The sequence below is a fragment of the Bradyrhizobium sp. SSBR45G genome, from assembly GCF_030159255.1.
GTDB lineage: Bacteria > Pseudomonadota > Alphaproteobacteria > Rhizobiales > Xanthobacteraceae > Bradyrhizobium.
Map to the genome: position 1 here is coordinate 102,721 of NZ_BSCT01000006.1, position 26,187 is coordinate 128,907.

At 64.0% G+C, this 26,187-nt stretch carries 24 protein-coding genes and 2 pseudogenes; 15 read left to right on the forward strand and 11 right to left on the reverse strand.

Annotated elements, in window-relative coordinates:
- The 3 genes from QQL87_RS10130 to QQL87_RS10140 are packed head-to-tail and all read right to left on the reverse strand — an operon-like array spanning position 1 to position 2,745.
- Complete coding sequence (locus QQL87_RS10130; protein WP_284417368.1) at positions 1–693, reverse strand: ABC transporter ATP-binding protein; 693 nt, start codon at positions 691–693, stop codon at positions 1–3.
- A complete protein-coding gene (locus QQL87_RS10135) occupies positions 680–1,423 on the reverse strand; it encodes an ABC transporter ATP-binding protein (protein WP_284417369.1) in 744 nt (247 codons plus the stop codon). The genes QQL87_RS10130 and QQL87_RS10135 overlap by 14 nt, the downstream gene beginning before the upstream one ends.
- A 17-nt stretch (positions 1,424–1,440) precedes the next feature.
- Positions 1,441–2,745, reverse strand: a complete 1,305-nt coding sequence (locus tag QQL87_RS10140) for an ABC transporter substrate-binding protein (protein ID WP_284417370.1) — start codon at positions 2,743–2,745, stop codon at positions 1,441–1,443.
- Positions 2,746–2,962: 217 nt separating this feature from the next.
- On the opposite strand from QQL87_RS10140, the gene QQL87_RS10145 reads away from it, so the two are divergent.
- Positions 2,963–3,952 (forward strand): AraC-like ligand-binding domain-containing protein, encoded by a 990-nt coding sequence (locus tag QQL87_RS10145; protein ID WP_284417371.1) that lies wholly within the window; start codon positions 2,963–2,965, stop codon positions 3,950–3,952.
- Positions 3,953–3,998: 46 nt separating this feature from the next.
- Here the strand turns inward: QQL87_RS10145 and QQL87_RS10150 are convergent, their stop codons facing one another.
- The gene (locus QQL87_RS10150; protein ID WP_284417372.1) at positions 3,999–5,000 is read right to left on the reverse strand and encodes an AraC family transcriptional regulator; all 1,002 of its coding nucleotides are present in this window, start codon (positions 4,998–5,000) and stop codon (positions 3,999–4,001) included.
- Positions 5,001–5,150: 150 nt separating this feature from the next.
- Between QQL87_RS10150 and QQL87_RS10155 the strand changes: the two genes are divergently transcribed.
- The 4 genes from QQL87_RS10155 to QQL87_RS10170 are packed head-to-tail and all read left to right on the forward strand — an operon-like array spanning position 5,151 to position 10,476.
- Positions 5,151–6,752, forward strand: coding sequence for a phytoene desaturase family protein (locus tag QQL87_RS10155; RefSeq protein ID WP_284417373.1), 1,602 nt, complete (start codon positions 5,151–5,153; stop codon positions 6,750–6,752).
- 3 nt (positions 6,753–6,755) lie between these two features.
- On the forward strand, positions 6,756–8,459 hold the full coding sequence (locus QQL87_RS10160) for an AMP-binding protein (protein WP_284417374.1): 1,704 nt from the start codon (positions 6,756–6,758) through the stop codon (positions 8,457–8,459).
- Positions 8,456–8,767 carry an EthD family reductase gene (locus QQL87_RS10165; protein ID WP_284417375.1) on the forward strand — a complete coding sequence of 104 codons (312 nt, stop codon included), beginning with the start codon at positions 8,456–8,458 and terminating at the stop codon, positions 8,765–8,767. The genes QQL87_RS10160 and QQL87_RS10165 overlap by 4 nt, the downstream gene beginning before the upstream one ends.
- A complete protein-coding gene (locus QQL87_RS10170; RefSeq protein ID WP_284417376.1) occupies positions 8,764–10,476 on the forward strand; it encodes an FAD-binding oxidoreductase in 1,713 nt (570 codons plus the stop codon). Before QQL87_RS10165 ends, QQL87_RS10170 begins: the two co-directional genes overlap by 4 nt.
- Positions 10,477–11,548: 1,072 nt before the next feature.
- Here QQL87_RS10170 and QQL87_RS10175 read toward each other — a convergent pair.
- From QQL87_RS10175 to QQL87_RS10185, 3 genes are all read right to left on the reverse strand, one after another.
- Positions 11,549–11,800 carry a hypothetical protein gene (locus QQL87_RS10175; RefSeq protein ID WP_284417377.1) on the reverse strand — a complete coding sequence of 84 codons (252 nt, stop codon included), beginning with the start codon at positions 11,798–11,800 and terminating at the stop codon, positions 11,549–11,551.
- A 33-nt stretch (positions 11,801–11,833) separates the two neighbouring features.
- Positions 11,834–12,661 carry a hypothetical protein gene (locus QQL87_RS10180; protein WP_284417378.1) on the reverse strand — a complete coding sequence of 276 codons (828 nt, stop codon included), beginning with the start codon at positions 12,659–12,661 and terminating at the stop codon, positions 11,834–11,836.
- A 671-nt stretch (positions 12,662–13,332) separates the two neighbouring features.
- On the reverse strand, positions 13,333–14,271 hold the full coding sequence (locus tag QQL87_RS10185; protein WP_284417379.1) for a LysR family transcriptional regulator: 939 nt from the start codon (positions 14,269–14,271) through the stop codon (positions 13,333–13,335).
- 112 nt (positions 14,272–14,383) lie between these two features.
- On the opposite strand from QQL87_RS10185, the gene QQL87_RS10190 reads away from it, so the two are divergent.
- The 5 genes and pseudogenes from QQL87_RS10190 (at position 14,384) to QQL87_RS10210 (ending at position 17,240) form a co-directional block, all read left to right on the forward strand.
- The gene (locus tag QQL87_RS10190; protein ID WP_284417380.1) at positions 14,384–14,986 is read left to right on the forward strand and encodes an FMN-dependent NADH-azoreductase; all 603 of its coding nucleotides are present in this window, start codon (positions 14,384–14,386) and stop codon (positions 14,984–14,986) included.
- 30 nt (positions 14,987–15,016) lie between these two features.
- Complete coding sequence (locus QQL87_RS10195; RefSeq protein ID WP_284417381.1) at positions 15,017–15,859, forward strand: pirin family protein; 843 nt, start codon at positions 15,017–15,019, stop codon at positions 15,857–15,859.
- 96 nt (positions 15,860–15,955) lie between these two features.
- Positions 15,956–16,804 carry an SDR family oxidoreductase gene (locus QQL87_RS10200; protein WP_284417382.1) on the forward strand — a complete coding sequence of 283 codons (849 nt, stop codon included), beginning with the start codon at positions 15,956–15,958 and terminating at the stop codon, positions 16,802–16,804.
- Between the two features lie 101 nt (positions 16,805–16,905).
- A pseudogene (locus tag QQL87_RS10205) lies at positions 16,906–17,025 on the forward strand (hypothetical protein); the annotation flags it as partial.
- A 92-nt stretch (positions 17,026–17,117) separates the two neighbouring features.
- Positions 17,118–17,240, forward strand: a complete 123-nt coding sequence (locus QQL87_RS10210) for a 4Fe-4S binding protein (protein ID WP_284417383.1) — start codon at positions 17,118–17,120, stop codon at positions 17,238–17,240.
- 42 nt (positions 17,241–17,282) lie between these two features.
- Here the strand turns inward: QQL87_RS10210 and QQL87_RS10215 are convergent, their stop codons facing one another.
- On the reverse strand, positions 17,283–18,164 hold the full coding sequence (locus QQL87_RS10215; protein ID WP_284417384.1) for a LysR substrate-binding domain-containing protein: 882 nt from the start codon (positions 18,162–18,164) through the stop codon (positions 17,283–17,285).
- A gap of 109 nt (positions 18,165–18,273) precedes the next feature.
- Here QQL87_RS10215 and QQL87_RS10220 point away from each other — a divergent pair, with 109 nt between their 5' ends.
- The 5 genes from QQL87_RS10220 to QQL87_RS10240 all read left to right on the forward strand — a co-directional run bounded on the left by QQL87_RS10220 (position 18,274) and on the right by QQL87_RS10240 (position 23,853).
- Positions 18,274–19,023: an SDR family NAD(P)-dependent oxidoreductase gene (locus QQL87_RS10220; protein ID WP_284417385.1), complete on the forward strand. Its 750-nt coding sequence runs from the start codon at positions 18,274–18,276 to the stop codon at positions 19,021–19,023.
- A gap of 14 nt (positions 19,024–19,037) precedes the next feature.
- Positions 19,038–19,886, forward strand: coding sequence for a transketolase (locus QQL87_RS10225; RefSeq protein WP_284417386.1), 849 nt, complete (start codon positions 19,038–19,040; stop codon positions 19,884–19,886).
- Positions 19,886–20,899, forward strand: a complete 1,014-nt coding sequence (locus QQL87_RS10230; RefSeq protein ID WP_284417387.1) for a transketolase family protein — start codon at positions 19,886–19,888, stop codon at positions 20,897–20,899. Before QQL87_RS10225 ends, QQL87_RS10230 begins: the two co-directional genes overlap by 1 nt.
- An 84-nt stretch (positions 20,900–20,983) precedes the next feature.
- The gene (locus tag QQL87_RS10235) at positions 20,984–21,997 is read left to right on the forward strand and encodes a TRAP transporter substrate-binding protein (protein WP_284417388.1); all 1,014 of its coding nucleotides are present in this window, start codon (positions 20,984–20,986) and stop codon (positions 21,995–21,997) included.
- A complete protein-coding gene (locus tag QQL87_RS10240; RefSeq protein ID WP_284417389.1) occupies positions 21,994–23,853 on the forward strand; it encodes a TRAP transporter large permease in 1,860 nt (619 codons plus the stop codon). The genes QQL87_RS10235 and QQL87_RS10240 overlap by 4 nt, the downstream gene beginning before the upstream one ends.
- Positions 23,854–24,133: 280 nt before the next feature.
- Here QQL87_RS10240 and QQL87_RS10245 read toward each other — a convergent pair whose 3' ends face one another.
- The 3 genes and pseudogenes from QQL87_RS10245 to QQL87_RS10255 form a co-directional block, all read right to left on the reverse strand.
- Positions 24,134–24,421, reverse strand: coding sequence for a nitroreductase family protein (locus QQL87_RS10245; protein WP_349817261.1), 288 nt, complete (start codon positions 24,419–24,421; stop codon positions 24,134–24,136).
- Positions 24,422–24,669: 248 nt separating this feature from the next.
- A pseudogene (locus QQL87_RS10250) lies at positions 24,670–24,831 on the reverse strand (nitroreductase family protein); the annotation flags it as partial.
- 34 nt (positions 24,832–24,865) lie between these two features.
- A complete protein-coding gene (locus QQL87_RS10255; protein WP_284417391.1) occupies positions 24,866–25,843 on the reverse strand; it encodes an NADPH:quinone oxidoreductase family protein in 978 nt (325 codons plus the stop codon).
- Positions 25,844–26,187: the final 344 nt, after the last annotated feature.

The window sequence follows — 26,187 nt, forward strand, 5'->3', positions numbered from 1 at the left end:
TCACATTCCAAAGTAGGCTTGAGCGACGGCGGCATGGTCGGCATCGGCGGATTTGCCGGAGAGCGCGACGCGACCTTTCTGGATGCAGTAGAAGCGGCCGGACTCGGCCAGTGCCCGCGTCACGTTCTGCTCGACGAGCACGACCGCAAGACCATCGCCGCGTGCCCGGGACAGAAGTCCGTAGACGTCGTTGACCGCCAGCGGCGAGAGGCCCAGCGAGATTTCGTCGCAAAGCAGATAGTTGGGGTTGCAGACCAGTGCCCGCGAGATCGCGACGAGCTGCTGTTGACCGCCTGACAGCGCTGTCGATGGCCGGTGCTGGAATTCCTTCATAACCGGGAATTCCTGCATCAGCCGCGGTATCGTCCAAGGACCGGCGCGTCCGTTTCGCGCGGCGAGTTGCAGGTTTTCCAGCACAGTCAGGCTTCCGAAGAGACGGCGGCCCTCCGGGACCAAGGCGATGCCGCGTGCGAGTTGCTGCGGCTCGGTGTCGCCGCCGACATCGCGACCGTCGAGACGCACGCCATCGCGACGCACGCGCACTGCGCCGACGATCGTCTTGAGCAAAGTCGACTTGCCGGCGCCGTTGGAGCCGATGAGCGCCACTGTCTCGCCGGGAGAGATCGAGAAGCTCAGACCGAACAGCGCCTGGAAGAGTCCGTAATAGGCGTCGACGCTCTCAATGCTCAGCATGCGTCAGCTCCTCGTCGATATCAGAGCCGAGATAGGTCTCGCGCACGGCGCGGTCCTGCATGACGGAGCCGGGATCTCCGTCACTCAGAAGCCTGCCGTCGGCAAGAACGACCAATCTGCCGGCTGCCGAAACCAGGGCGTGGACGAGGTGCTCAATCCACAGCACGGTGACTCCGCTCCGATGAATGGAGACGACGAGCTGCAGCAGCTGGTTCATCTCTCCATCGGTGAGCCCGCCGGCGACTTCGTCGAGCAGAAGCAGCCGCGGCCGTGTAGCAATGGCCCGTGCAAGCTCCAGCCGCTTTCTCTGCAACAGCGTCAGCCTTGCCGCGAGTATATCGGCTGCGGCTTCGAGGCCGCAGCGTTCGATCGCGTCGCGCGCCAGGGCTTGCGCCTGGCGCCCGCGCAGCCCGGCGCCGAAAGTCGCGGCCACGAGCGCGTTCTCGTAGGCCGTCATCCCCTGGAACGGATGGGGTATCTGAAAGGTGCGCCCGATCCCTGCGCGGCACCGCTCGTCGGCCCCCAGCGCGGTGACGTCGAGCCCTCCCAGGACAACCGCGCCGGCGTCGCAGCGAAGCCCTCCCGAGATGAGCCCGAACACCGTCGTCTTTCCGGCGCCATTGGGCCCGATCACGCCGACGAAATCTCCCTCCGCGACGGAGAGACTCAGATCCGGCACCACCATCATGGCGCCGTATCGTTTGCTCACGTGACGAAGTTCGAGCAGCATCGGACCGCCTTCGAATGTCAGAGGATCTCGAACTTTCGCTGAACCGGGATTTCCGGCGCGGTCGCATTGTTGGTGATGTAGATGTCGGTCTTGCCGTTCTCGACCCGCCACTGGCCGCCCACGATGCGGATCTTGGACACGTTCTTGATGCCGCTGGCAGTGAAGTCCAGCCGCCCGATGATCGTGTCGAGCTTCATCGCCCGTGTTGCATCGGCGACCTTGGTCGGATCCTTCGGATTTCCGCTGTCCTTGAGCGCTTGAATGCCCGCTTCGAACAGCGCGTGGACGACGCCGATCGGCTGCGTCCAGGTGCGCTTCGTCGCCGCCTCGTAGCTATCGGCCAGTTGCCGCGCGGTCAGGCCGGTGAGGCTCGATTTGAAAGGGTAGGCCGGCGTCCACCAGATTTCCGTCGACATCCCGTTTGCGCTCGGACCGAGAGCTTCAACGGCTCCGGGAAACAGCAGGGCCTTGGCGATCGTGGCAACCTTCGGCTTGAAGCCCATCTGCGCGGATTGCTTGACGAAGGACGCCCATTCCGGCGGATTGAACAGACCCGTCACGATCTCGACGTTCTCCTTCTTGAACGCCTGGATGAAGGTGGAAAAATCGTCCGCGCCGACTGGAAAGCGGCCGATGTCGACGATCTTGTAGCCAGCGGCGGCAAACGCAGCGGGCATCCCCATCTTGGCGTCGCCCATGGAATTGCCCGGGACGTCGTTGGTGAACAACGAGCCGACCACCTTGTTGGTCGGAACGTCCTTCCAAATATCCTGGTACACGGCGACGATGTCCTCGAGGCCCCAGAAGAAATGGAAGACGTTCTTGAAGCCTTTGGACGGGTCGCCCTTGAGCGGAAATAGCCAGGCCTGCCAGGGGCCGACCGTGGAGATGCACGGCACGCCGTTGAGCTCGCATTGCTGCGACGCGTTCGGACCGATGGCGACTTGCGCCAGCATCAGATCGACGTTGTCCTTGTTGATCAGTTCTGCAGCGAGGTTGGACTGTCGATCGGGGTTGCTCTGGTCGTCGCGCGCCAAAATCTCGACCGCGTATGTCCTGCCGCCAATGGTAAGTCCATCCGACAGCGACTTGCGGACCTGGGCCAGGATGAAGTCGTCGGCTTCTGCAAACGGAGAGAATGGACCGGTCTTCGGGCTGATGTAGCCAATTCGAATGGTATCTTTGTTCGCCGCCCAGGCGAGGCTGTTGCGGCCGAGCGCCGCCATGGCCCCCGCGGCCGCCGCGACCTTCATGAACCCACGCTTGCTCTGGTCGGGAAGCGGTTGCGAGCCGACGTCAGGTCCTTGGGTGTGCCTTGTCATGAGATTCTCCGTCATGCTTTGGCCGGTAGGCCCGGCGGTGGCGCAGTATGGAGCGGTCCTTGAAGCCTCACTTGGCTGGTTCGGCTTGAAAACTTGGCTGAATCGGTCCCCGGCAGGCCGAATGGCGCTAGAAGCGGGCATGGATCTTGCCTAAGCTGAGTAGCTGTCCCTGACGGTGGAGTACCCAGGCTCACAGGCAGATAGGCGTTGGCAGGCCATGCAACCAAAGCAAGAGTGTCGGGCCCCAGAAGTCATCCACGCGACGACTGCAGGACTGTGCGAGCGCGACAGGTTCGATTATTGGCACGGCGTCGTCTGCAAGGCGATCGTCGATCTCGATCCGCAGCCCGTGGGGCGTGTCCGTTTCGATGCGTCGCTGAACAGCGTCATCACGGACCGTTTGGCGATCTCGCGCATTCGCGCTTCGGCTCACCGCGTTGCGCGTCTGCCCGCCGCAATCGCCCGTTCCGGGGACGAGACGCTCATCTTCAACTTCGTTGTTCGGGGCGAGGCGCTGGTCGAGCAGGATGGACGTACCGTTCATCTGCGTGCTGGCGATGGCGCCGTCTGCGACGCAGAACGCCCCTATGGAATCCGCTTCGAAGAGCCCTTCGACGTAGCGTCGATTAGAATCCCCCGTTCGACCTTTGCCCAGAGCGCAACGCGAATTCATCGTGTCACTGCACTGAGTCTTGCGAAGATCAGTCAGCTCTGTCCGATGTTATTTGCCTACGCCGTGAGCTTCAGCGAGACGGCTTCGCTCCTCGGCGCGTCTTCATCGGAGAAGGTGTTTCAGAACTTCAGCGATCTGCTTCGCGCGGCCCTCGACGAAGCCGTGCTCGGCGTCCCCTTGCCGCTCTCGGAGTATCGAGCTGCGGCGCTGTTGCGCGTCAAGGACTACGTCGAACGGCATGCCGACGATCACCAGCTCGACGCGTCGCAGGTCGCGATCGCACTGAATTTATCTTCAAGGTACATCAATAAGCTGTTGGAGGCCGAAGGTCTCTCTCTGTCGCGGTACATCTGGCGGCGGCGCATCGAACGCGCGGCAACGTCGCTCGGCGATCCTCACTTGAAGGGCGAGACGGTGTCCGACATTGCGATGCGGCACGGGTTCAATGATCTCAGCCATTTCAGCCACGCGTTCCGCGATCGCTTCGGGATCTCTGCAAGAGATTATCGCGCCAGAGCAAAGGGAAGCCGCTGAAGGCTGCGTTGTGAGTTGGTCGAGCACATGGCGCTGGTTGCACCTCCTATTTCGGGAGGAGCGTATGGGCAACATGGTTCGTGCCGCTCGGCCCCGCAATCTGGTCGCGCAAGGCGCGCGGTGTCGCCCCGAAGTGGGTCCTGATCGCGAACGAGAATGCGCTGGGCTCGGAATAGCCGAGGCGCCTCGAGATTTCCGAGAGCGACAAGTCGCGATCATTCATCAGCCGCAGGGCCTCGTCCATGCGCGCCGCCTCGACCAGCTTGCGAAAACTCGTGTTGACGTCGGTGAGCCGCCGTTGCAGCGTCCGCGTGCTCAAGCCCATCGATCGCGCGACGTCTGCGCAAGTGACCCGGTCAAATCCCTTCGCGGTGACGTTGGCGACGACATGATCGACCAGCGTGTCGGCCCGCCCGCGTGTCTGCAGCGCAAGGTCGGCACGGCTGACGAGCGTTCGCAGCAGGTCCTGATCCGCACCGATCCACGGCTGGTCCAGATCCTGCGTCCTGAAGCAGATGCGGGGCTGGCCCGCTCCCAGAATCACGCGGCACTCGAAGTGCTGCTCGTAGCTCTTCTGCGCACGCTTGTCGGCGCCAGGAAGCGCGATACTCTCCGGGCGCAGGCGCGGTGCGGACCGGTAGAGCACATCGAGATAGCCCGCGAAGACGGAATCCATCTGAGCAGGATGCATGGAAACGGGGCCATCGTTGACCGTGTAGCTCAGTTGCGCAGTCCGTTTTGAAACGGTCAGTGAGAACTGGCCGGAATTGCTGATCAGACTCTGGTATCTGACCGTCGCCGCAAGCGCCTTCCTCAGCGAGGCGCTGTGGATGATGATCAGGCCTAGGATGTTCATCGCCTGCAGCGGTAGGGCTGCTCCAACCTTGAGGCCGAGCAGCGGATCTTTGCTCACCATCATGGCGTGGCGCCAGATGCGGCGCACCATCACCTGCTGCAGCTGCCTGGTCGGCGCGGTGCGATCGACCTGGGCGAGCCATGGTGCCAGTTCCCGCGGGCCGAGTCCCTGATGCCTGAGCTCCTGCAGCATCGTCGAAATCCAGGACGAAATGACGGTCTGCATGTGGCGGTCCGGGGCGGCAGTTGGCGTGTCATCGATAGTGATTGGCGCGTTGTCTCATGTCCAGTGCCGGCCGCATGCGGCATCGTTGTCGACCATAAGAAAAGGCGGGAGGGGACCATGACGGCCGACACGAGCTACAAGCGTCAACGCGCCGGCGGCGCGCTCGATGGCGCCTACGATGCGATCGTGATCGGCTCGGGAGCCGGCGGCCTGACCACTGCCGCCCTTCTGGCGACCGAAGGCAAGCGGACGCTGGTGCTCGAACGGCATGCGGTGGCGGGCGGCTGCACGCAGGTGTTCAAGCGCAATGGCTTCGAATGGGATGCTGGCCTCCATTACATGGGCGAGGTGCATCGCGCCTCGAGCGGTTTGGCGCGGCTGTTCGATCGTGTCACGGGCGGGCGACTGGCCTGGGCGCCGATGCCCGATGTCTACAACCGCATCGTCATCGGCGACCGCTCCTACGACTACGTGTCCGGCACGGGGCGCTTCAAGGAGCGCATGAAAGACTATTTTCCGCGCGAGGCGGGCGCCATCGATGCCTATGTCGACCTGATCGTCGGCGCCAACCGTGCGGCCCGGGCGCATTTCGCCAACCGCGCTCTGCCGCCGGACCTGATCAGTGCCGAGCGCGCGAGCGCAGGCGCCGCATTCCTCGACTATTCGCGGCGGACGGTGCTCGAGGTCTTGAAGGAACTGACGTCGGACCATGAGCTCATCGCGGTCCTCTGCGGACATTACGGCGACTATGCGCTGCTGCCGAGCAAGGCGTCGTTTGCGGTGCATGCCATGGTGATCAAGCACTACATCGAGGGCGCGAGCTATCCCGTCGGCGGATCGGGGCGAATTGCGGCGACGATGTCGGAGACGATCCGCGACGGTGGCGGGCGCGTTCTCGTCGCGGCCGAGGTCCGCCGGATCGTCGTGCGCAACGACGTGGCGGTCGGGGTGGAGATGGCCGACGGCGAGGTCATCGAGGCGCCCGCGATCATCAGCGCCGCAGGCATCGACCAGACGCTCGGCATGCTTGCCGACGTCGATGCACCGGGCCTCGCCGGGCTGAAGGCCAAGTCGCAGGTGCTGCGGCCGTCGCAATGCTACGTGATGCTGAACATCGGCCTTTCGGCGCCGAACGACGAACTCGGCATGGACCCGGCGAATGTGTGGGCGCATCCCGGTGTCGATCTCGTCGCGAACTGGGAGCGCTTTGCGGAAGCGCCGGCGAGCCGGCCGATGCCTCTGCATTTCATCTCGCAGCCGTCGGCAAAGGATCCGAGCTGGCCGCAGCGCTACCCGGGGCGCTCGACCATCGACATCTGCAGCCTGACCCATTGGGACCTGTTTGCGCCATTTGCGGACAGCGCGTGGAAGCGGCGCAGCACCGACTATGAGGAGCTGAAGGCGCGGCTTAGCGCAGAGATGCTGGCCGAAATCGACCGCTTCTATCCGCAGACGCGCGGCAAGGTCGTGCATGCGGAGCTGGCGACGCCGCTGAGCTTCAATCATTTCCTCGGCCGCCGCCATGGCGACTTCATGTCCTACGCGCAAACGCCGGAGCGCTTCGCACAAGGCTGGATGCGCGGGCCGGGTCCGGTTCGCGGGCTCTTTTTCAGCGGACAGGATGTGGCGGGTGCTGGCGTCAGCGGCGCCATGGTCGGCGGGCTCATCGCCGCCTCGGCGGTGCTCGGCAAGGACCTGTTCCAGGCGTTGCGGGGGTGAGCCATGAAGCATCCAGGTGTCGCCGATCTCGCAGGGATCGAGGCAATCGAGCAGGAGGCTCCCCTCGCTGCGCGCCTGCAGCATGCCAGCATCTGGCAGGCGTTCGAGGCCGCGGCACGGCGGCATGCCGACAAGGTCGCGCTAAGCGTCCTGGTCGAGGACCGCCATGACGGCAGGATCGACGCGTGGACCTTCGATGAATTGCACCGGCAGGCGGAAGCCGTCGCGCAATGGCTGCTATCGGTTGCCGATGGCGAGCGGTCGATCGGACTGTTGCTGGGCAACGTTCCCGAATTCTACTGTGCCTATCTCGGCGGCCAGATCGCCGGGATCCCGTGCCCGATCAACCCCGCACTTCCCCAGCACGTCGCGGCTGCGATCGTCCGGGGAGCGGATTGTCGGGCCCTGGTGGTCGAAGGCCCGTCGCGCAATCCTGCTGTGTGGCAGACCGCGTGCGGCGTGGCGGCCGTAAGTCCTGGCCTGCGCCATGTCCTGGTCATCGGCGAGGGCGGCGAGGGAATGCCGGACGGGGTTGCGGTGACGACCCTGCAGGAGGCCGTGGTCGCGGCGGCATCGGCGCCATCCGCGCTCGGCGCCCACCTGACCCACGCGAGTCCGGCTGCGCGCTTTCACACCGGCGGCACCACCGGGGCGCCCAAGATCGCCACCCATAGCCACGGTAATCAGCTGTACGAAGCGTGGGTCGTCGCGCATCTCGTCGGCTTCAATCCCTCTGACGTCGTCCTGGTCGGCCTGCCGCTGTTTCACGTCCATGCGGTGATCCCGCTGAGCCTGGCGCCGCTGTTGCAGGGCGCGCAACTGGTGCTGCTGGGTGCCCAAGGCTTCCGCCATCCGGACGTCATCGGCGGCTTCTGGCGCATCGTCGAGCGCTTCCGCGCCACCGCCTTCAGCGCCGTGCCCACGGTCTACGCCGCGCTGCTGGCGGTCGATCCTGCGGGCGCGGACACCAGTTCGCTCCGTTTCGCCATTTGCGGCTCCGCGCCACTGTCCCAGCGACTCGTGCGCGATTTCGAAGCACGGTCGGGCCTCACAATTCTCGAAGGCTATGGCCTGACCGAGGGCACCTGCGTGAGCAGCCTCAACCCGGTGCGCGGTCCGCGCCGCATCGGCTCGATCGGTCTCCGCTTGCCCTACCAGCAGATGAAGGTCGCGCGGCTCGACGACGAGGGTCGATGGCTGCGCGATTGCGCCGGTGGAGAATCAGGCGAAATCCTGATCAGCGGGCCGAACGTCTTCAGGGGCTACACCGATCCTGATCTGACGCAAAAAGCGTTTGCGGCTCCGGGCTGGCTCGCCACCGGCGATCTCGGCCATGTCGACGCCGAGGGCTTCTTCTGGATTTCCGGCCGCAGCAAGGATCTCATCAAGCGCAGCGGCCACAGCGTGGATCCCAGGGCCGTGGAAGAGAGCCTGCTCGGCCATCCCGCCGTTGCAGCCGCGGCCGTCGTTGCGCGGCCGGACCCGCGCGCGGGCGAGGTGCCCTTCGCGTTCGTCACACTGCGGGACAACGCCGCGAGCGATCAGCCGACGTTGCTGGCCGAGTGCCGCCGCATCGTCAACGATCCGATTTCCGCGCCGGTCGATCTGCGGATCGTCGGCGCGCTTCCGCTGACCGCCGTCGGCAAGATCGACAAGGTAAAGCTTCGGGACATGGCTGCAGCAACTCTAGAGGAGACCTCCCAATGATCCGCGTCACGGTCACTTATCCTGCGAAGGCGAACGCCCGCTTCGATCATGGCTACTATCAAGACACGCATCGGGCGCTGCTGCGCGAGCGCCTGAAGGCGCATGGGCTGGCCTATGTCGAGATCGACAGATGTCTGTCGGACGGCGCCGGCGGGTCGCCGCCTGTGGTGGCCGCGGCGCATATGGTGTTCGATAGCCTCGAAAGCTTTCAGGCCGGAATGGCTGTCCATGGCAAGGACATCATGGCGGACGTTGCGCGCTATACGGATATCACCCCGGTGGTGCTGATCAGTGAGGTCGTGCGATGACGAGGCCTGCGACGCTGTCATTGTTGCCCGAGAAGCGCTTCTGGGGCTGGGGCTATCTCGACGACGGTCTCACCGCCGCCGAAACCGTCGCCGCGCGGCGGCTGGTCCAGGCGTTCGGCCGGCCGGGTCCCGATCTCGTGGCCCCGCGGCTCGAGGAGTTCGCGCTGCGCGCGCCGCGCAAGCCGGCTCCCGAAGCTTTGCGGGACATTCTCTCGGCGACGCCTTACGACCGCCTGACGCATGCCTACGGCAAGAGCTTTGCGGACGTCGCCCGGATGTGGATGCGGCACGCCCCGCACGCGCCAGATTGGGTTGCCTATCCCCGCAGCGAGGAGGACATCGCGCGCATTCTCGAATGGGCCGCGGGCGCCAACGTCGCCGTCGTTCCGTTCGGCGGCGGAACCAGTGTCGTCGGCGGCGTCGAGCCGGACGTCGGCGCCAGCTACGATGCCACCGTGTCGCTCGACATGGAGCGCTTCAACGATATCCGGGAGATCGACCGCACGAGCCGCGCCGCGCGCATCGGCGCTGGCATGCTCGGCCCGGCGCTGGAGGCGGCGCTGCGCCCGCACGGCCTGACGCTCAGGCATTTTCCGCAGAGCTTCCAGTTCAGCACGGTGGGCGGCTGGATCGCGACCAGAGCCGGCGGCCATTTCGCGACCCTGTACACCCATATCGACGACTTCGTGGAGAACACCCGGGTCATAACGCCCGCCGGTGTATTCGAGACGAGGCGCCTGCCGGGCTCCGGCGCAGGTCCGGCTCCCGATCGGCTGCTGATCGGTTCGGAAGGCATCTTCGGCGTGATCACCGAAGCCTGGATGCGCCTGCAGGACCGGCCGCGTTTCCGAGCGTCGGCGTCGGTGCGGTTCGCGACGGTCGCCAAGGCGGTGTCCTGCATCCGCGCGCTGTCGCAGTCCGGATTGCAGCCGACCAACTGCCGGCTGCTCGACGCCGCGGAAGTCGCGTTTGCGAGGGTCGGGGACGGCAAGACGCCGACCCTCATTCTTGGGTTCGAATCCTCGGATCATCCGCTCGACGCCTGGATCGCCAGGGCGCTGGAGCTTGCCGCCGATCACGACGGTGCATGGGATGCGGCCGAGCTGGAGCGCTCGCTGCGCGCCGATGACGGCAGCAGCGCCCAGCGGGAAGGTTCGGCCGGCGAATGGCGCAACGCCTTTCTGCGCATGCCGTATTGGCGTGACGAGACGACCAGGCTTGGCGCCATCCTGGACACATTCGAGAGCGCCGTGACCTGGAGCGGTTTCGACGCGTTCTACGACGGCGTTCGCACCGACGTCGCCGATGCCATCGAACGGGTGACGGGCGCGAGGACCAGCCTGTCCTGCCGCTTCACCCATGTCTACCCCGACGGCCCAGCTCCCTATTTCACCTTCATGGCGCAGGGCGACAGTGACGGAAAGATCGGGAATGCGTTGGCGCGCTGGCGCGACATCAAGGCAGCCTGTAACGAAGCGGTCATCCGGCATGGCGGCACCAGCACGCACCATCACGCTGTTGGGCGGGATCATCGGAGCGGTTACGAGAAAGAGGTGCCGGACCTGGTCCGACAGGCGTTCGCCGGGGCCAAGAGCGTCCTCGATCCGAGCGGCATCATGAATCCAGGCGTGCTCATCGATCCCCAAGGGAGGACCGTCGGCATCACCGGCGCGACGCGCGCTGGAATTGGTTCGCCATTGGCTACATGAGCGGTTCCAGATCAAGGTGCAGACCGAAGCGGAGCAGCAACTCGCATCGTACCGGAGAAGCGATGAGGGCTCGGCGTCGAACGTCTTGGAGCGATTTGGCGAGGGGCCCGAATCTCGCTGGTGCTTGGCTATTGCGCGCTGGGAGCGCGATGGCGAAAGCCATATTTTGTCTCAAGAGTACGTAAGTATGGATGCCTTAGTGCCGGTGCTCTCGACGGCAGCAGATGCTGTCCGGCGACAGCAATCTTCTTGAGATGGAAGTGGATCGCTTCCTCGACACTGTGCGGGCAGCCTGATCAGCGATCGCGGCTGTATATTTTGTGGCGGCGGATGAAGGGGCGCGGCGAAGAGCTCCGCCTTTTTTGGCGTCACTCATCTACAGCATCCGGTCGGACGACATTGGGAACCTGCCGCCGTGCTCTTGGGCAGCTCGTTTGCCGGGGGATGGGGCCGCAGCCTGGGCCACAAGCCCGCCAGCCCGGATCGAGCCGGCAATCGCCCCATCGCCAATCGCGCGGAATACGAGCGTATTCAGTCCATAATCGACCTGCTTCGCTGAAGGAGGCTGAAGTTGGGGTTGCTAACTGGGTGCCCCGGCGTCATTTCGGATCGGGTTTTCCTGCCAAGTCCGCTCAATCGGTTCCATCATGAGAGCTGGTACGCGAGGCGCCGACAGCTCTTTGGCGCCGGGTAGAAAGACGGGTATCTTTTGGACTGGCTATGAAGCTTTACCTAAGGATATCCTTAGCTTAGTTATCTCGTTGTGCCGGACACTCTCTCCGCCACCGATCTTCAGCAGCGGAAAAGTCCTTCAAAATCAGCCGCTTCCAGAACCGCCGACCTTTTACGGTGGAGCACCCCGGTGGAGCACTCACATGGTGTCTTCCTGCCACTACGGGCCGCATTTTGCGACGAAAAAGTTCGTTCGATCACTCACATTTGCCGAACCTCCTGCAGGTCGCGGGGATTTCCTCCGCGCCCATTCAGGTGAGAAATCGTCTCGACAGAACCCGACATCGCCAGTCCCGAAGTCGCCCTGTAGCGGCAGCGTAGGCGCCGTCATGTAGGGAGCTCAGTCGGTGGCGAGCGAAAGCCCGCATGGCACGCTATGGCAGATCCAGTTGCCCTGGGGGTCCTTGTAGCAGCAGCGGCGATAGCCGTTGGGCTCGCACGGGCCGCACCAAACTAACGGGTCTGTCGCTTCGGTGTCGTGCTTGATCATGAGGCCGCGTTCGATCGCCTTCACGTCGACCGTGTCGACCACCTTGAACCGCCGTCGTCGGGCTTCGCTTGCAGTCTTTGGAATATGCCTATTTTTTGGCATGCGGGTACTCCGGAAAATCAACTGAGTCCATAATTAGCGTCGAGAGGAAGAGAACAAGTTCGATTGTTGCCTTGCCAGGAAGTGCGTCTTGTCGAGCTCCTCGGAGGGCTCGCCTCCGAAGGTGGGACCGATGCTGACGATGATGTCGTTGGTATTGCTACGCGCGCCGTCCAACATCCCGGGCGAGCTGCCGCCAGCGCCGACGCGTATGAGCTTCCACGTTGGTGAGATGTTGCCGTCGACGGATGTGACGAATTCGATTTCTTGCGATGTCGCTTCGGGTTTCTTCGCGCTGATGTTGCCGGGTAGGAAGAACGGGAACGTCGCCATGTCGATGAATTGGGCGATTTTTAAATCGCCTTCAATTTGGAAAGTCCCGAGCGGAACGCACTTTTCCGGTGGCTGTCTGCGATCAAAATCAGCTCCGAGGAATTCGCTGGCAAAGTCGAAGTAGAATTCCAAATTGACGGTTCTCGTCGCCTGCGAAGATGCCGATCCCCCCAAGACCGTGGTGTAGCTCTGGTCAAGCGGCAGAGGAGAGATGAGCGAAACGGTCGGGTTGACGGAGCCGTTCTCCTTGACCAGCAACTTGAGGGCAAGCTTGGCTCCCCACTTTTCGATCCAGGGAATGCGACGCAGATGATCCCTCTGGATGCGCGCGTTTTCCGTGTCGTACCAGACAGCGTAGCGGATCGCGTACCGGAGCTCGCATCTGACGTGATTGACGACGGCATTCACGAAGAATGAGGCTGCGTTCGGGTCGCTTCCTAGTACAACTTCCGGGGTGCGAAGACCGCAGCCCGAGAATGCTAACGCAATGCCCATCACGGCCAGGCTTTTGCCAGCTTTCCAAATGCTCAATTTCCCGCCCCCGCGTCAATGAAGCAGGGAGATCATTCTGCAAGAATCTCAGGTTGTCTGTACCTATTATACAACTAGAGGAAAAAATCGGGAGGCGCGCGCAGGCGTTTGAGCAACCGGATCATTCGGCGATAGGGAAGGGTGTTTGAAGGTACTGCAAAGCGTCGCCTCCTATGAGGACCCTCAATAAGTCGCTGGATAAGCCGCCGCGTGACCTCTTAGGTAAGATGAAGACTGGGTGCGCATTCCAGTGCGATCGGAAAATTCGGATTTCAGAATCAGGAACGGAGCAATCGAAGCCTGCACCTCCCATTTCCTAAGGCGCCGACTCTCCGACCGTCGCCGCGACTGAAGGTGTGCCGTATTCCTTCCAGTGGACGGCGGGCGGCGGAACCGCGCCATGCCTATCCGTTCGTCGCCAATTCTAGCCCGTCTTCCCTCGGGCGGGCGACGTGTTCCCCGAAGATTCGAGGTGTGTGCCAGATTCTCCTTGATCGTGACCCTTTTGAGCAGATTCCTGAGCCCCCCGGCAATGGTCGAGGTCGGGATGCGTCAGCGCGAAGACGGGTGAAGAAGGTTTACGGGTCTTTCCTTGTATTGCCACAGGTCTTCCTCGGAATGCTTGTCACTGAAATTATCGTGTCTCACTTGAGGGGCGGGGTCCAACACTGTCACCGTAATGTGACAATTCCAGACCGCTGGTCGAAGCTCTCACGAGCGTCTGTCGCCTGCTTCAAACGCTCGATGAGCCATCGGCCGGCGGGGCCGGGCGGTGTATCGGTCCGATAGACGGCGGACATCTTGATCTGTGTATCCCACTCGGCCTGTTCGAGCACGAGCGGCACGAGAGCTCCGCTCGTGAGATCGGGCTCGACCACGTGATGGGGCATCCCGCCCCAGCCGAGCGCCGCACGCAGGAATGCGTGCTTCGCACCGAGGTCGGAGAGCCGCCATGTCCTGGACGAGTAGACCCGCAGATCCTTGCCGTCGGTCAGGCGCGAGCGATCGGTCAGGACGAGTTGGACATGCTCGCTGAGCACATCCGGAGGAATGGCGCCGCGATGTCTGGCCAGCGGATGGCGCGGAGCGGCGACCATCAGATAGCGGACGCCGCGCAGCGGCTCACTGCGCAGATCGGGATGATCAGTCAGCAGGGGCCCGCGAATGCCAAACGCGCAGCGCCGTTCGAGCACCGGTTCGATCACGGCCCCCATGCCCTCGACGGAAATCCTCAAGAGCGTGGTCGGGAATTCCTGCTGGAAGGCGCCGACCGCCTCCGTCAGGACCGCAGTCGGGAACAGGACGTTGACCGCGACGCTCAACTCCGGCTCGAGCCCTGCCGCAAGCCCACGGGCCCGCGCTTTCAGCTTTGCCAGGTCCTCGGCAACGGCCCGCGCGTCCGCGAGCAGGGCGCGGCCCGCCGGTGTAAGGGCGGGATACCGCCCGCTGCGATCGAACAGCTGAACGCCGAGCTGAGCTTCGAGATTGGCGAGATTCTGGCTGACGACCGATTGTGCACGCCCCAGCTTGCGGCCGGCCGCAGAAAAGCTGCCGGCCTCCGCCGCGGTGACGAACGTTGTGAGCTGGTCCAGCGAGATGCCATCGAGCATTAATATCGTCCAAAACGATGGATAATATCGTTTTATATTGTCTTTTCGGATTGACAGCAAGCTCGCATGGTCCAGCAGCACGACGGCGCGACCGCCCGAGCCTGGAGGGACCATGAAGCTTCTTCACATCGATTCGAGCATCGCCGGCGCTGGCTCGGTGACGAGGGATCTGTCGGCCGAGATCGTTGCGGTCCTGTCGGGGGCTGGCGCGGCCGAGGTGACCTATCGCGATGTTGCGGCCGATCCGGTCTCGCATCTGTCCGGCGCCTACATGGCGGGCCTCCAGGGCGCGCCGGTTGATGACGCTATGCGCAGCGAGCTCAGCGCCGGTCTCGCAGCAATGGAGGAGTTTCTTGCCGCCGATGTCGTCGTCATCGGTGCGCCGATGTACAATTTCGGCATCCCCTCTCAGCTGAAGGCCTGGATCGATCGTCTCGCCGTTCCCGGCAAGACGTTCAACTACGGTGAGCGCGGTCCGGTCGGCCTCTGCCAGGGCAAGAAGATCATCGTGGCCTCGGCGCGCGGCGGGATCTTCAGCGCCGGGTCGCCGTTCGCGGTGCTCGATCATCAGGAGACCTATCTGCAGAGCTTCTTCGGCTTTCTCGGCATCACCGACGTCTCGTTCGTTCGCGCCGAGGGCGTCGCGCTGGGGCCGGAGGCGCGCGCCAAGGCCATCGCCGCCGCCAAGGAGCACGCCGCGAAGCTCGCGGCCTGACGCTCGCGCCCCCCGATCGAGAGTCCCGACATGGCCGTCCGCTTTTCTCCCATCGTCACCGCGCAGGCGCGCGGCTCTGCGCGATCTTCGTTCTCGGTCAAGGCGCTGGACCTGGCCCCCTTGCAAGGTCTGGGCTCGCCCGTGCTGGTGTGCGACGATTTCAGGGTCGGCGGGCGGCCGTTTCCGCCGCATCCTCACGCAGGATTCGCGGCGGTAACCTATGTCTTTGCCGACTCGGCCGGCAGCCTGCGCAGCCGTGACTCGCTCGGCAACGATGTCGTGGTCGGCGCGGGCGGCATCGTCTGGACCCATGCCGGACGCGGCGTGATCCATCATGAGATTCCGGCGGACGAGGGCGAGCTGCACGGCCTGCAGCTGTTCGTCAATCTCGCCTCGCAGAACAAGCAGAGCGAGCCCAGAACAATGACGCTGTCGGGCCGCGAGGTGCCGCAGTGGACGAACCGCTCCGGCGATCGCGCCCATGTCGTCGTCGGATCGTTCGGAGACATGACGTCGCCGCTCGTGCCGGTCGAGCCGTTTGCGCTGATCGACGTCGCGCTCCAGCGCGAGATCTCGTTCGAGCTTCCGGCAGACCACGTGACGCTCGTGTATCTGGCGAGCGGCGCTGTCGTCGTCCGCGCCGAGAGTGACCGGCACCCGATGGTCGGCGGTCAGGCGATTGCCTGTCATGGTGCTGCAGGTTGCCTCACATTCGCGGCGACCACGCCGTCTCATCTCGTCATCATGTCCGGCCCCGCAATCCGCGAGCCGGTGGTCATCGACGGCCCGTTCATCATGAGCAGTGCCGAGCAAATTGCCGCAGCCCAGGCTCGCTACAAGAGCGGGGGGATGGGGCAGCTGCCGCTTCTGTGACGACCGGCGTCGCGCCGGTCGCAGCGGAACATCTCGTTCGTATCAGTCGGTCTCACCAGCGCGGAGTTGCCGCGTTCTCAACAGGAGTCATGGAAGATGTTTGCAATCACGGGAGCGACCGGCCAATTGGGCCGCAAGGTTGTCGCGCGCCTGCGCGCGCTGGTTCCTGCCTCTGAGATCGCCGCCATCGTTCGCGATCCGCGCAAGGCAGCCGATCTCGGTGTGACGGTCCGTCAAGCCGATTACGCTGATCCGGCCGCTGTGCAAGCGGCGCTCTCCGGCGTGACCAAGCTGTTGCTGATCTCCTCGAGCTCCTTCGGAACGCGCCAGGCCGAGCACGCGAACGTCATCGCGGCGGCGAAGACGACAGGCGTCGCGCACCTCGTCTACACGAGCCTGCTGCATGCCGACAAGTGGCTGCCGGGATTCGCCAAGGACCATACCGAAACGGAGCGGTGGATCGCCGAGTCAGGTCTTGCTCATACGATCCTCCGCAACGGATGGTATTGGGAGAACCACACGGCGAATCTCAGCGTGGCCCTCGGCTATGGTCAGCTGATCGGCAGCGCCGGGACGGCTTTGATCTCCTGGGCATCGCGCCAGGATTTTGCGGATGCTGCTGCAGAAGTGCTGGTTGGAAAGGACCATATCGGCAAGACCTATGAGCTCGCCGGCGACACGCCTCATACCTTGGCCGAGCTTGCCGCCGAGGCAGCCCGTCAGAGCGGTCATCCGCTGGACTATCGGAATCTCACCGAGGCGGAGCATGCCAGCTTCTATGAAAGCGCCGGCGTGCCGCCGCCGGTCGCTGCGATGCTGGCCGAGGTCGAGGCCAGAGGCGTCGCCGCCGGCGTTCTCCACGACGACAGCCATACGCTCTCGCGCCTGATCGGGCGGCCGACGCAATCTCTCACCGATGCAGTCGCGGCAGCGCTTCAGGGCTGACCTTCGGCAACAGCGGATCAGGGCCCAGAGGTGGGACTGATCCGGCTCGCTAACCAAGCTGGTGTTCTTCACCGATCGCAGGCAACCACACGAGCGAGTTCATGAGCTTCCGTCGTAAGCGCCATAAAGCCTCTGGTCCTGCAGCCGATCGAAAATGTCGATCGGAGCCGGGGCAGATCCGTCCTGTCGTCGACCCGCAACGATGCGAAGGCAAGGGCGATTGCGTCGCCGTCTGTCCCTATGACGTCTTCGTCGTCGGACGCATGTCGGACGAGACATTTTCGGCCTTGCCGCCGCTGGTGAAGATCAAGATGTGGCTGCATGCCGCAAGACCGCCTTCACGCCGAACGCCGATGCCTGTCTCGCCTGCGGATTGTGTGTCCCTGCCTGTCCGGAGCACGCCATTCGTCTCGTCGCATCGGCGCCTGGTGAGTAGACCTGCGGCGTGTCGCATGCCATTCCGCGCAGGCCGTCCGCCTCAAGCGCTCACGCGGAGCTCCGACTTGATCCAGTCGGCAAAGGCACGGACGGCTGCGTGCTGGCGCGGCGCGCGGGGAAACACCAGCCGATGGCCGACATAGCGGACGTTCGTGGTGCGCCCGGCAAGCGGCGCGACCAGGCGCCCGGCGGCCAGCTCGCGCTCGGCTAACAGCGTGGATTCGAGCGCAACGCCAAGGCCTTCGGCTGCGGTCGCGATCGCCAGGAAGCTGCGGTCGAAGCGCATGCCGTGGATGGCAGGGGATTCGAGGCCGTTGGCGGCGAACCACTGATGCCATTGGACCTGCTTCACGTCGGAGCGGATCAGCGTCCGCTCCAGAAGATCCGCCGGTCGCCTGATCGTTGCCGCGAGCGCAGGCGAGCAGAGCGGTGTCACCGTCTCCTCGGCCAGCGGCACGATCTCGACGCCCTCGGCATGCGGTGCGCCATAGACGATGTCGATGTCGAAATCATCGTTCTTGAAACGCGCATAGTCGGTGTTGGCCGCGAGGCGAACCTCGAGCTTCGGATGCGCGGCGAGAAATTGCGCGAGGCGCGGCGTCAGCCATTGCGCGGCAAAGCTCGGGGCGGAATGGACGCGCACGAGCTGCGGGCCGCGTGCGGCGACCTCTTCCAATCCCCTGCGCAACTGATCGAACGCGGCACCGGCATGGCGCATCAGGTTCTCGCCGGCGGGCGTGAGGTGGACGGCGCGCGCCTTCCGCTCGAACAGGGCGGTGCGCAGCGTGGCCTCCAGCTTGCGGATCGCGTGGCTGACGGCCGACGGCGTCAGGTGAAGCTCGTTTGCTGCGTCGCGAAAAGAACCGGTGCGCGCAGCGGCTTCGAAGGCCTTGATCGACGAGATCGGGATGTTCGACAGCATGCGATAAGTGAACCAGATTCATCCATTCATGACAACTGTGCGTTTGTCGCCGCCGCGGCGGCGGGTCATGGTCACGCCCACGATAATGAGACATCGGGAGGACAACGGGATGCTGCTCAGCGGCAAGACGGCCATCATTTCGGGCGCAGCCTCGCGGCGGGGCATCGGTCTCGCGACCGCACGGCGGTTCGCGGCGGAAGGCGCCCGCGTCGCGATCCTCGATATCGATGCCGCCGCGGCAGCCGATGCGGCCACGACGCTCGGGGACCAGCATATCGGGCTCGCCTGCAACGTCGCCGACAAGACCTCCTGCAACGATGCCGTCGCGCAGGTGATGTCGAAGTTCGGCGTCATCGACATCCTCATCAACAATGCCGGCATCACCCAGCCGGTGAAGCTGCTCGACATCACGCCGGACGATTGGGACCGCATCCAGGACGTCAACCTCAAGGGCGTGCTGTTCCTGTCGCAGGCGGTGATCCCGCACATGCGCGCGCGCAAGCAGGGCTCGATCGCCTGCATGTCCTCGGTCTCGGCGCAGCGCGGCGGCGGCATCTTCGGCGGCCCGCATTACTCGGCTGCAAAGGCTGGCGTGCTCGGCCTCGCCAAGGCCATGGCGCGCGAGTTCGGCGTCGATGGCATCCGCGTCAATTGCGTGACGCCAGGCCTGATCGGCACCGACATCACCGCCGGCAAGCTGACCGACGAGATGAAGGCCAAGATCCTCGAAGGCATCCCGCTCAACCGCCTCGGCAGGGCCGAGGATGTCGCCGGCATCTACACGTTCCTGGCGTCCGACCTCTCCGCCTATGTCACAGGCGCGGTGATCGACGTCAACGGCGGCATGCTGATCCACTAACAAGGTCTCAAGAGATGGACATCGCAGCAACTCGGCTCGCCAACGCGCCGACATTGGCGCAGCGCGCCCACAACATCCGCCGCAATGCGCTCCGCATGGGCGAGGTGCAGGGGCAGGGCTACATTGCCCAGGCCCTCGATATCTCCGACGTGCTCGCGACCGCCTATTTTCATGCGATGCGCTACCGTCCCGAGGACCCGAATTGGGAGGAGCGTGATCGATTCCTGCTCTCGAACGGCCATTATGCGATCGCGCTGTACGCCGCGCTGATCGAGGCCGGCATCGTTCCCGAGGCCGAGCTCGAGACCTATGGCAGCGACGACAGCCGGCTGCCGATGTCGGGCATGGCGTCCTACACGCCGGGCATGGAAATGTCGGGCGGATCGCTGGGACTGGGGCTCAGCATCGCCGTCGGTATCGGCCTCGGCCTGAAGCGCAAGGCGTCGAGCTCGCGCGTCTACACGCTGTTCTCGGACGGCGAGCTCGACGAGGGCTCGGTGTGGGAGGCGATTTCGTCGGCCAGCCACTACAAGCTCGACAATCTCATCGGCATCGTCGACGTCAACAATCAGCAGGCGGATGGTCCTTCGACCCAGGTGATGGGTTTCGAGCCATTGGTGGCGAGATTGGAAGCGTTCGGCTGGTACGTGCAGCGCATCGACGGCAACGATCTCGACGCGGTTGTCGCGGCCTTCGACGCCGCCAAGAGCCATGAGGCGCCGAAGCCGCGCATGATCGTGGCGGACACCCTGATGGGCAAGGGCGTGCCGTTCCTCGAACAGCGCGAAAAGAACCACTTCATTCGCGTCGAGCCGCACGAGTGGCAGCTCGCGATTGCCGCACTCGACGCCGGGAGGCCGTGATGAAGACGACGAGACCCGCACCCGATCTGAGCAAGCCGCGGCTGACGACGTCGGCGATGATCGCCTCGATCGCCTCCGAAGGTCAGCGCACCAAGCCGGCGCCATTCGGCCACGCGCTGGTCGAGCTGGCGCGCAGCCGGCCCGAGATCGTCGGCATGACCGCCGATCTCGGCAAGTACACCGACCTGCATATCTTCGCCAAGGAGTTCCCGGACCGCTACTACCAGATGGGGATGGCCGAGCAGCTGCTGTTCGGCGCCGCCTCAGGCCTTGCGGCGGAAGGCTTCATGCCCTTCGCCACGACCTATGCCGTGTTCGCCTCGCGCCGCGCCTACGACTTCATCCATCAGACCATCGCGGAAGAAGACCGCAATGTGAAAATCGCCTGCGCGCTCCCCGGTCTGACCTCCGGCTATGGCCCGAGCCACCAGGCCGCCGAGGACCTCGCCTTGATGCGCGCGATGCCGAACATGACGGTGATCGATCCCTGCGATGCCCATGAGATCGAGCAGGTCGTGCCGGCGATGGCCGCCCATCAGGGACCTGTCTACATGCGTCTCTTGCGCGGCCAAGTGCCGCTGGTGCTCGACGAGTACGACTACAAATTCGAGCTCGGCAAGGCCAGGCTGCTACGCGGCGGCCGGGACGTTCTGATCATCTCGTCCGGCCTGATGACGATGCGCGCCCTCGAGGCGGCCAAGGCGCTCGCCGATGATCGCGTGGACGTCGCCGTGCTGCACGTTCCGACGATCAAGCCGCTCGATGCCGAGTCGATCGTGCGCGAGGCCGGCCGGTCCGGCCGACTGATCGTTGTCGCCGAGAACCACACGGTGATCGGCGGGCTTGGCGAAGCCGTCGCGGGGCTGCTGATGCGCTCCGGCGTGCATGCGCGGTTCCGGCAGATCGGATTGCCCGACGCCTTTCTCGATGCGGGTGCGTTGCCGACGCTGCACGACCGCTACGGCATCTCGCTCTCGGAGGTCGTCAGGCAGATGAAGGGCTGGCTCGAATAGCCAGTCGGTCATTTCTAGCATCATCGATAAGCCGGCGCGCTGACGCGCCGGACATAACAACAAGCTCATATTGGAGGGACGGCAATGCGCAAGGGGACTACGCGTCGACATGTCTTGGCTGGGGCCGCAGCCTTGCCTTTCACCGTTGCCATCTCGCGTTATGCGAAGGCAGCCGAGTTCACGATGAAGCTCGCGACCGGCCAGGACCCGTCGCACCCGGTCAACAAACGGGCGCGAGAGGCCGCGGACCGGATCAAGGAAGCCAGCGGCGGCCGGCTGGAGATCAATCTCTACCCCGCCAACCAGCTCGGCTCCGACACCGACCTGATCTCGCAGGTTCGCGTCGGCGCGGTCGATGCGATCAACATCGCAAGCTCCGTGCTGGCGACGCGGGTGCCGCTCGCCGGCATCGTCAACACCGGTTTTGCCTTCACGTCCTACGACCAGGTGTGGAAGGCGATGGACGGCAGCCTCGGTGATCACATCCGCAAGGACATCGAAAAGACCGGGGCGATTGCGCTGTCGAAGCCGTGGGACAACGGCTTCCGCCAGGTCACGTCGTCGACCCGCGAGATCAAGACACCCGACGATCTCAAGAGCTTCAAGATCCGCGTTCCGGCCGCACCGATTCTGACCAGCCTGTTCCAGGCGCTCGGCGCCGGCCCGACGCCGATCAACTTCAACGAAGTCTATACGTCGCTACAGACCAAGGTGGTCGAGGGGCAGGAGAACCCGCTGCCGATCATCGCCACCGCCAAGCTCTACGAGGTTCAGAAATACTGCTCGCTCACCAGCCATGTCTGGGACGCCTACTGGATCCTGGGCAATCGCGCCGCCTTCGGCAAGCTACCGGGCGACCTGCAGGCGCTCGTGCAGCGCGAGTTTTCCAAGTCGGCCGATGACGAGCGCGCCGACATTGCCGCGCTGAGCCAGAGCCTGCGTGCCGATCTCGCCGCCAAGGGCTTCACCTTCGTCGACGTCGATAAGGGCGCGTTCCGCGCCGTGCTCGCCAAGAGCAGCTTCTACAAGGATTGGCGCGGCAAGTTCGGCGAGGAGGCCTGGACGATCCTGCAGTCGAATGTCGGAGAGCTCGGATGAACAGCGTCGACGCGTCTCTGGCAGCACCCGCGAAGCACGGCATCGTCGAGAGCCTTGAGCGGGCGCTGACGAAGCTGATCGAGATTCCCGCGATCATCGCGCTGGTCGCGGAAGTCGGAATCCTGTTCACCGGCGTGACGGCACGCTTCGCCTTCAACCGGCCGCTGACCTGGGCCGACGAGCTCGCGTCGATCACCTTTCTCTGGTTGGCCATGCTGGGCTCGGTGCTCGCGCTCAGCCGCGGCGAGCACATGCGGATGACCGCGCTGATCGACCGCGTGGGCCCGCGCACCCGCGCGGTGCTGGAGAGCGCCGCGCTGATGGCGCCGGCGCTGTTCCTGGCGATCCTGCTGCATCCCGCGATCGACTATGCCAGCGGGCAGGCGTTCGCGGAAACGCCGGCGCTCGGCCTCCCCGACAGCGTGCGCGCTGGAGCCGTGCCGGTCGGCATTGCGCTGATGCTGGCGACCGCGTTACTGCGAATGGCGCGCCTCGGTTCGCGCGATATCGCGATCACGCTGGCGATCCTGGCAGCCACGGCGCTGGTGCTGTGGGGCGCGGCGCCGGCGCTCAAGGCGCTCGGTAACTGGAATCTGATCGTCTTTTTCGCGATCCTGCTCGGCGTCGCCGTGCTCGCCGGCGTGCCGATCGCCTTCTGCTTCGGTCTCGCTACGGTGGCCTATCTGCTCACGGTGACGTCGGCGCCGCTCGAGGTCGTGACCAGCCGCATCGATGAAGGCGTCTCGTCGCTGGTGCTGCTCGCCATTCCCTTGTTTATCCTTCTCGGCCATCTCATCGTGATGACCGGCATGGCGGCTGCAATGGTTGGCTTCCTGGTCTCCCTGGTGGGCCATGTCCGCGGCGGCCTGTCCTACGTGCTGCTCGGCGCGATCCTGCTGGTGTCCGGCATTTCCGGCGCCAAGACGGCGGACATGGCGGCTGTCGCGCCGGTGCTGTTCCCGGACATGAAGCGCCGCGGCATCCATGATGGCGAGCTGGTCTCGCTGCTCGCTGCCTCCGGCGCGATGGCCGAGACCATTCCGCCCTCGATCGTGCTGATCATCATCGGCTCGGTTGCCGGCGTGTCGATCTCGGCGCTGTTCACCGGCGGCATCTTGCCGGGCCTCGTGCTCGCGGCGGCGCTGGCCGTCGTCGCCAAGCGCCGCATGGTCGAGCCGGAAGGCGTGGTTCGGCCCCGTCCGTCCTGGGCCACGATCCGCGTGGCCCTGATCACCGCGCTGCCGGCGCTGCTGCTGCCTGTGCTGATCCGCACGGCGGTGACCGAAGGCGTCGCCACTGCGACCGAGGTCTCAACCATTGGCATCGCCTACACGGTCGTGGTTGGGCTTTTGGTCTATCGCCGCTTCGACTGGCGTAAGCTCTATCCGGCCTTGGTGCACACCGCAGCGCTGTCCGGCTCGATCCTGTTCATCATCGGCGCGGCCACCGCGATGGCCTGGGCGCTGACGCAGTCGAACTTCTCGCACGCGCTTGCGGCGATGATGGTGGCGGTGCCCGGCGGCAAATACGGCTTTCTGCTGATCTCGATCGCCGTGTTCATCCTGCTCGGCAGCATCCTGGAAGGCCTGCCCGCGATGGTGCTGTTCGGGCCGCTGCTTTTCCCGGCGGCCAAGCTGCTCGGCGTGCACGAGGTGCACTATGCGATGGTCATCATCCTCGCGATGGGCATCGGCCTGTTCGCGCCGCCATTCGGCCTCGGATACTACGCGGCCTGCTCGATCGGGCAGATCCATCCGAATGCAGGCCTGACGCGGATCTGGCCCTATCTCGGCGCCCTCGTGCTCGGCCTGCTGCTCGTCGCCTTCGTGCCGTGGCTGTCGATCGGATTTCTCTGAGGCATCGAGAGGCGGGTGAACGGCGTGAGCACCAAGTTGTCAGTCCTGAATGGACTAAACGAGAAGACGAAGGTGATGATCTTCGTCCTCGAACAGCTAGCAGATTTGATTGCTCGCCTTGTGGAGCTCCTTGTGCAGTTGTTGGACTCTCGTGGCAGGTGGCCGAGGAAACGGCGTCGTTCGCCAGAATATTCTGGTGTGCCCAGATTGTGCCCGGGGCAGAAAGGGGCACATTGCAAGTAATTTGAGTAAGCCATTAAAATATCAAGCTTAAGTTTAGTCAGGCGCGGAGCGTTTGCATTCCCTGCGACAAGCCTCGAAGCGTCGCAAATTCCGATAAGTCGGCGCGCTCCGTGCGAAGGCTGTTGATGGGATGCTCAGCATCCGCGTAGCCGAGAGCCATGCCGCAAAAGATCATGAGATGAGGCGGCAAAGCGATGAATTCGGCTATCGTCCTGTGCCAGATTGCCCACGCTTCCTGCGGGCAAGTGGCCAATCCCTTTTCGAAGGCCAGGAACATGACGGATTGCAAGTACATGCCAAGATCAGCCCACTGTCCCGGCTCCATCTCGCGATCGATGGCAAAGAACAAGCCGGCCGGAGCGCCGAAAATCCAAAATTCTTCGCGAGCTGCTTCAGGCGCGCGGCCTTGTCCTCGCGTGGAATTTCAATTGTGCGATAAAGATCTTCGCCGTTCTTGAAGCGTCGGGTCCTGTACGGCTCCTTCAGCTCGGGTGGATAGATGTTGTATTCTGCTTTTTCGCCCATTGGGTTGATCTTCATCCGCTCGGCGACGAGCGACTTGAACCGTTCGAGCTCTTGACCAGCCAGCGCCCAGACATGCCAGGGCTGAAGGTTGCCGCCCGAAGGCGAACGACCGGCCGCCAGCAGGATATCCTTCACGATCTCTCCCTGGACCGGCTTATCCAGAAACGCGCGGACCGACATTCGTGAGTTTAGGGCGTCGGAAACTTTCATAGGTTGTCCTCATGCAAAGCGTCGAAGGCGATCGTCAATCGATCCGAACAACCATCTTTCCCAGTGCGGAACGCGCGGTCATTGCCTTGAAGGCATCGCGGAAATCGTGAAAGGCGAAGATCTTCCCTACGACCGGAAGGAGTGTCTTTTCGCTCAACCAGGCGAATAGCTGGGCAATAAGTTGGTCGCGCACGTCCGGTTCGCGGCGGCCGATCTGAGCGAGGTCGACGCCCAGCAATGCGCCTCCTTTCAGAAGTGGTAAATTGAAGGGCAGCGCGGGAATGCTGCCGGCCGCAAACCCGACGACAAGATGACGCCCATTCCAGGCGATCGAACGGAAAGCCTGCAGACTCAGGTCACCCCCCACCGGGTCAAAGATCACGTCGACGCCTTGGCCACTGGTGAGAGTCTTTATCTCGTCACGCCAGCCGTCGACGGTGTAGTCCACCACTGCGTCGGCGCCGTACGCCGTCGCAAACTGCCGTTTCGCCTCAGTCGATGCGGCTGCTATGACCGAAGCGCCCAGTAGCTTTGCTACTTGTACCGCGGCGATGCCAACCCCGCCGGCTGCGCCAAGCACCAGCAGCGTTTCGCCCTGACGAAGCGTTCCCCGCACCTTCAGCGAATAGAGCGCTGTAAGATAATTCGCAAAAAACGAAGCGCCAACTTCCGGTGCCACGTCTTCCGGCCTGACGAAAAGCGCTGAAGCTGGGAGGCAAATATACTCAGCAAGCCCACCCGATCTGGCCATACCGATAACAGGCGTCCCTGGTGCAAAGCCTTCCACGTCCGGGGCGACTGCATCGACTGTGCCGGCAAACTCTGTGCCCGGTGTGAAGGGCAGGGGATCCCTGGTCTGATATAGGCCCCGGACCTTCAAGCCGTCCACAAAGCCAACGCTTGCAGCCTGTATCCGGACACGAACCATCCCAGGCGTTATGTCCGGTTGAGCCACATCCTTTAGAGCGACATTGTCGATGACTTCGTAGTTCTCGACGACGACTGCTTTCATGATAGCCTCTTACGAAATTGGAGTGCGTATAATTGATCGAACGCAAGAGTTTCGTTTCTTTTTGGTCGAGGCGCCGCAATGACGGGCCAGCGAATATCTTCCGCAAATGTATCGCGGCGGTTCCGACGCCTCCGGCTGGGCGCGGGACGAGCATCTGGTTGCCAGCTTGTAGCTTGCGCCCTCTGTCAGCGCAGAATGGGCCGTGAGATATCTGCGCAAAATGAGGCCCTGCCTCGGCGGAAGTGCCATCCAGCAGGATTAGTGCTGCTTCCGCTGGAACGGCAACGTACTCGGCGAGTGCGCCCGAGCGATAAATTCCCATGACCTGCATGCCCCCGGGGCAT

Coding starts and splice junctions, on each gene's coding strand:
- QQL87_RS10130 (WP_284417368.1), bottom strand. CDS start 693: ATGCTGAGCATTGAGAGCGTCGACGCCTATTACGGACTCTTCCAGGCG.
- QQL87_RS10135 (WP_284417369.1), bottom strand. CDS start 1,423: ATGCTGCTCGAACTTCGTCACGTGAGCAAACGATACGGCGCCATGATG.
- QQL87_RS10140 (WP_284417370.1), bottom strand. CDS start 2,745: ATGACAAGGCACACCCAAGGACCTGACGTCGGCTCGCAACCGCTTCCC.
- QQL87_RS10145 (WP_284417371.1), top strand. CDS start 2,963: ATGCAACCAAAGCAAGAGTGTCGGGCCCCAGAAGTCATCCACGCGACG.
- QQL87_RS10150 (WP_284417372.1), bottom strand. CDS start 5,000: ATGCTGCAGGAGCTCAGGCATCAGGGACTCGGCCCGCGGGAACTGGCA.
- QQL87_RS10155 (WP_284417373.1), top strand. CDS start 5,151: ATGACGGCCGACACGAGCTACAAGCGTCAACGCGCCGGCGGCGCGCTC.
- QQL87_RS10160 (WP_284417374.1), top strand. CDS start 6,756: ATGAAGCATCCAGGTGTCGCCGATCTCGCAGGGATCGAGGCAATCGAG.
- QQL87_RS10165 (WP_284417375.1), top strand. CDS start 8,456: ATGATCCGCGTCACGGTCACTTATCCTGCGAAGGCGAACGCCCGCTTC.
- QQL87_RS10170 (WP_284417376.1), top strand. CDS start 8,764: ATGACGAGGCCTGCGACGCTGTCATTGTTGCCCGAGAAGCGCTTCTGG.
- QQL87_RS10175 (WP_284417377.1), bottom strand. CDS start 11,800: ATGCCAAAAAATAGGCATATTCCAAAGACTGCAAGCGAAGCCCGACGA.
- QQL87_RS10185 (WP_284417379.1), bottom strand. CDS start 14,271: ATGCTCGATGGCATCTCGCTGGACCAGCTCACAACGTTCGTCACCGCG.
- QQL87_RS10190 (WP_284417380.1), top strand. CDS start 14,384: ATGAAGCTTCTTCACATCGATTCGAGCATCGCCGGCGCTGGCTCGGTG.
- QQL87_RS10195 (WP_284417381.1), top strand. CDS start 15,017: ATGGCCGTCCGCTTTTCTCCCATCGTCACCGCGCAGGCGCGCGGCTCT.
- QQL87_RS10200 (WP_284417382.1), top strand. CDS start 15,956: ATGTTTGCAATCACGGGAGCGACCGGCCAATTGGGCCGCAAGGTTGTC.
- QQL87_RS10215 (WP_284417384.1), bottom strand. CDS start 18,164: ATGCTGTCGAACATCCCGATCTCGTCGATCAAGGCCTTCGAAGCCGCT.
- QQL87_RS10220 (WP_284417385.1), top strand. CDS start 18,274: ATGCTGCTCAGCGGCAAGACGGCCATCATTTCGGGCGCAGCCTCGCGG.
- QQL87_RS10225 (WP_284417386.1), top strand. CDS start 19,038: ATGGACATCGCAGCAACTCGGCTCGCCAACGCGCCGACATTGGCGCAG.
- QQL87_RS10230 (WP_284417387.1), top strand. CDS start 19,886: ATGAAGACGACGAGACCCGCACCCGATCTGAGCAAGCCGCGGCTGACG.
- QQL87_RS10235 (WP_284417388.1), top strand. CDS start 20,984: ATGCGCAAGGGGACTACGCGTCGACATGTCTTGGCTGGGGCCGCAGCC.
- QQL87_RS10240 (WP_284417389.1), top strand. CDS start 21,994: ATGAACAGCGTCGACGCGTCTCTGGCAGCACCCGCGAAGCACGGCATC.
- QQL87_RS10245 (WP_349817261.1), bottom strand. CDS start 24,421: ATGGAGCCGGGACAGTGGGCTGATCTTGGCATGTACTTGCAATCCGTC.
- QQL87_RS10255 (WP_284417391.1), bottom strand. CDS start 25,843: ATGAAAGCAGTCGTCGTCGAGAACTACGAAGTCATCGACAATGTCGCT.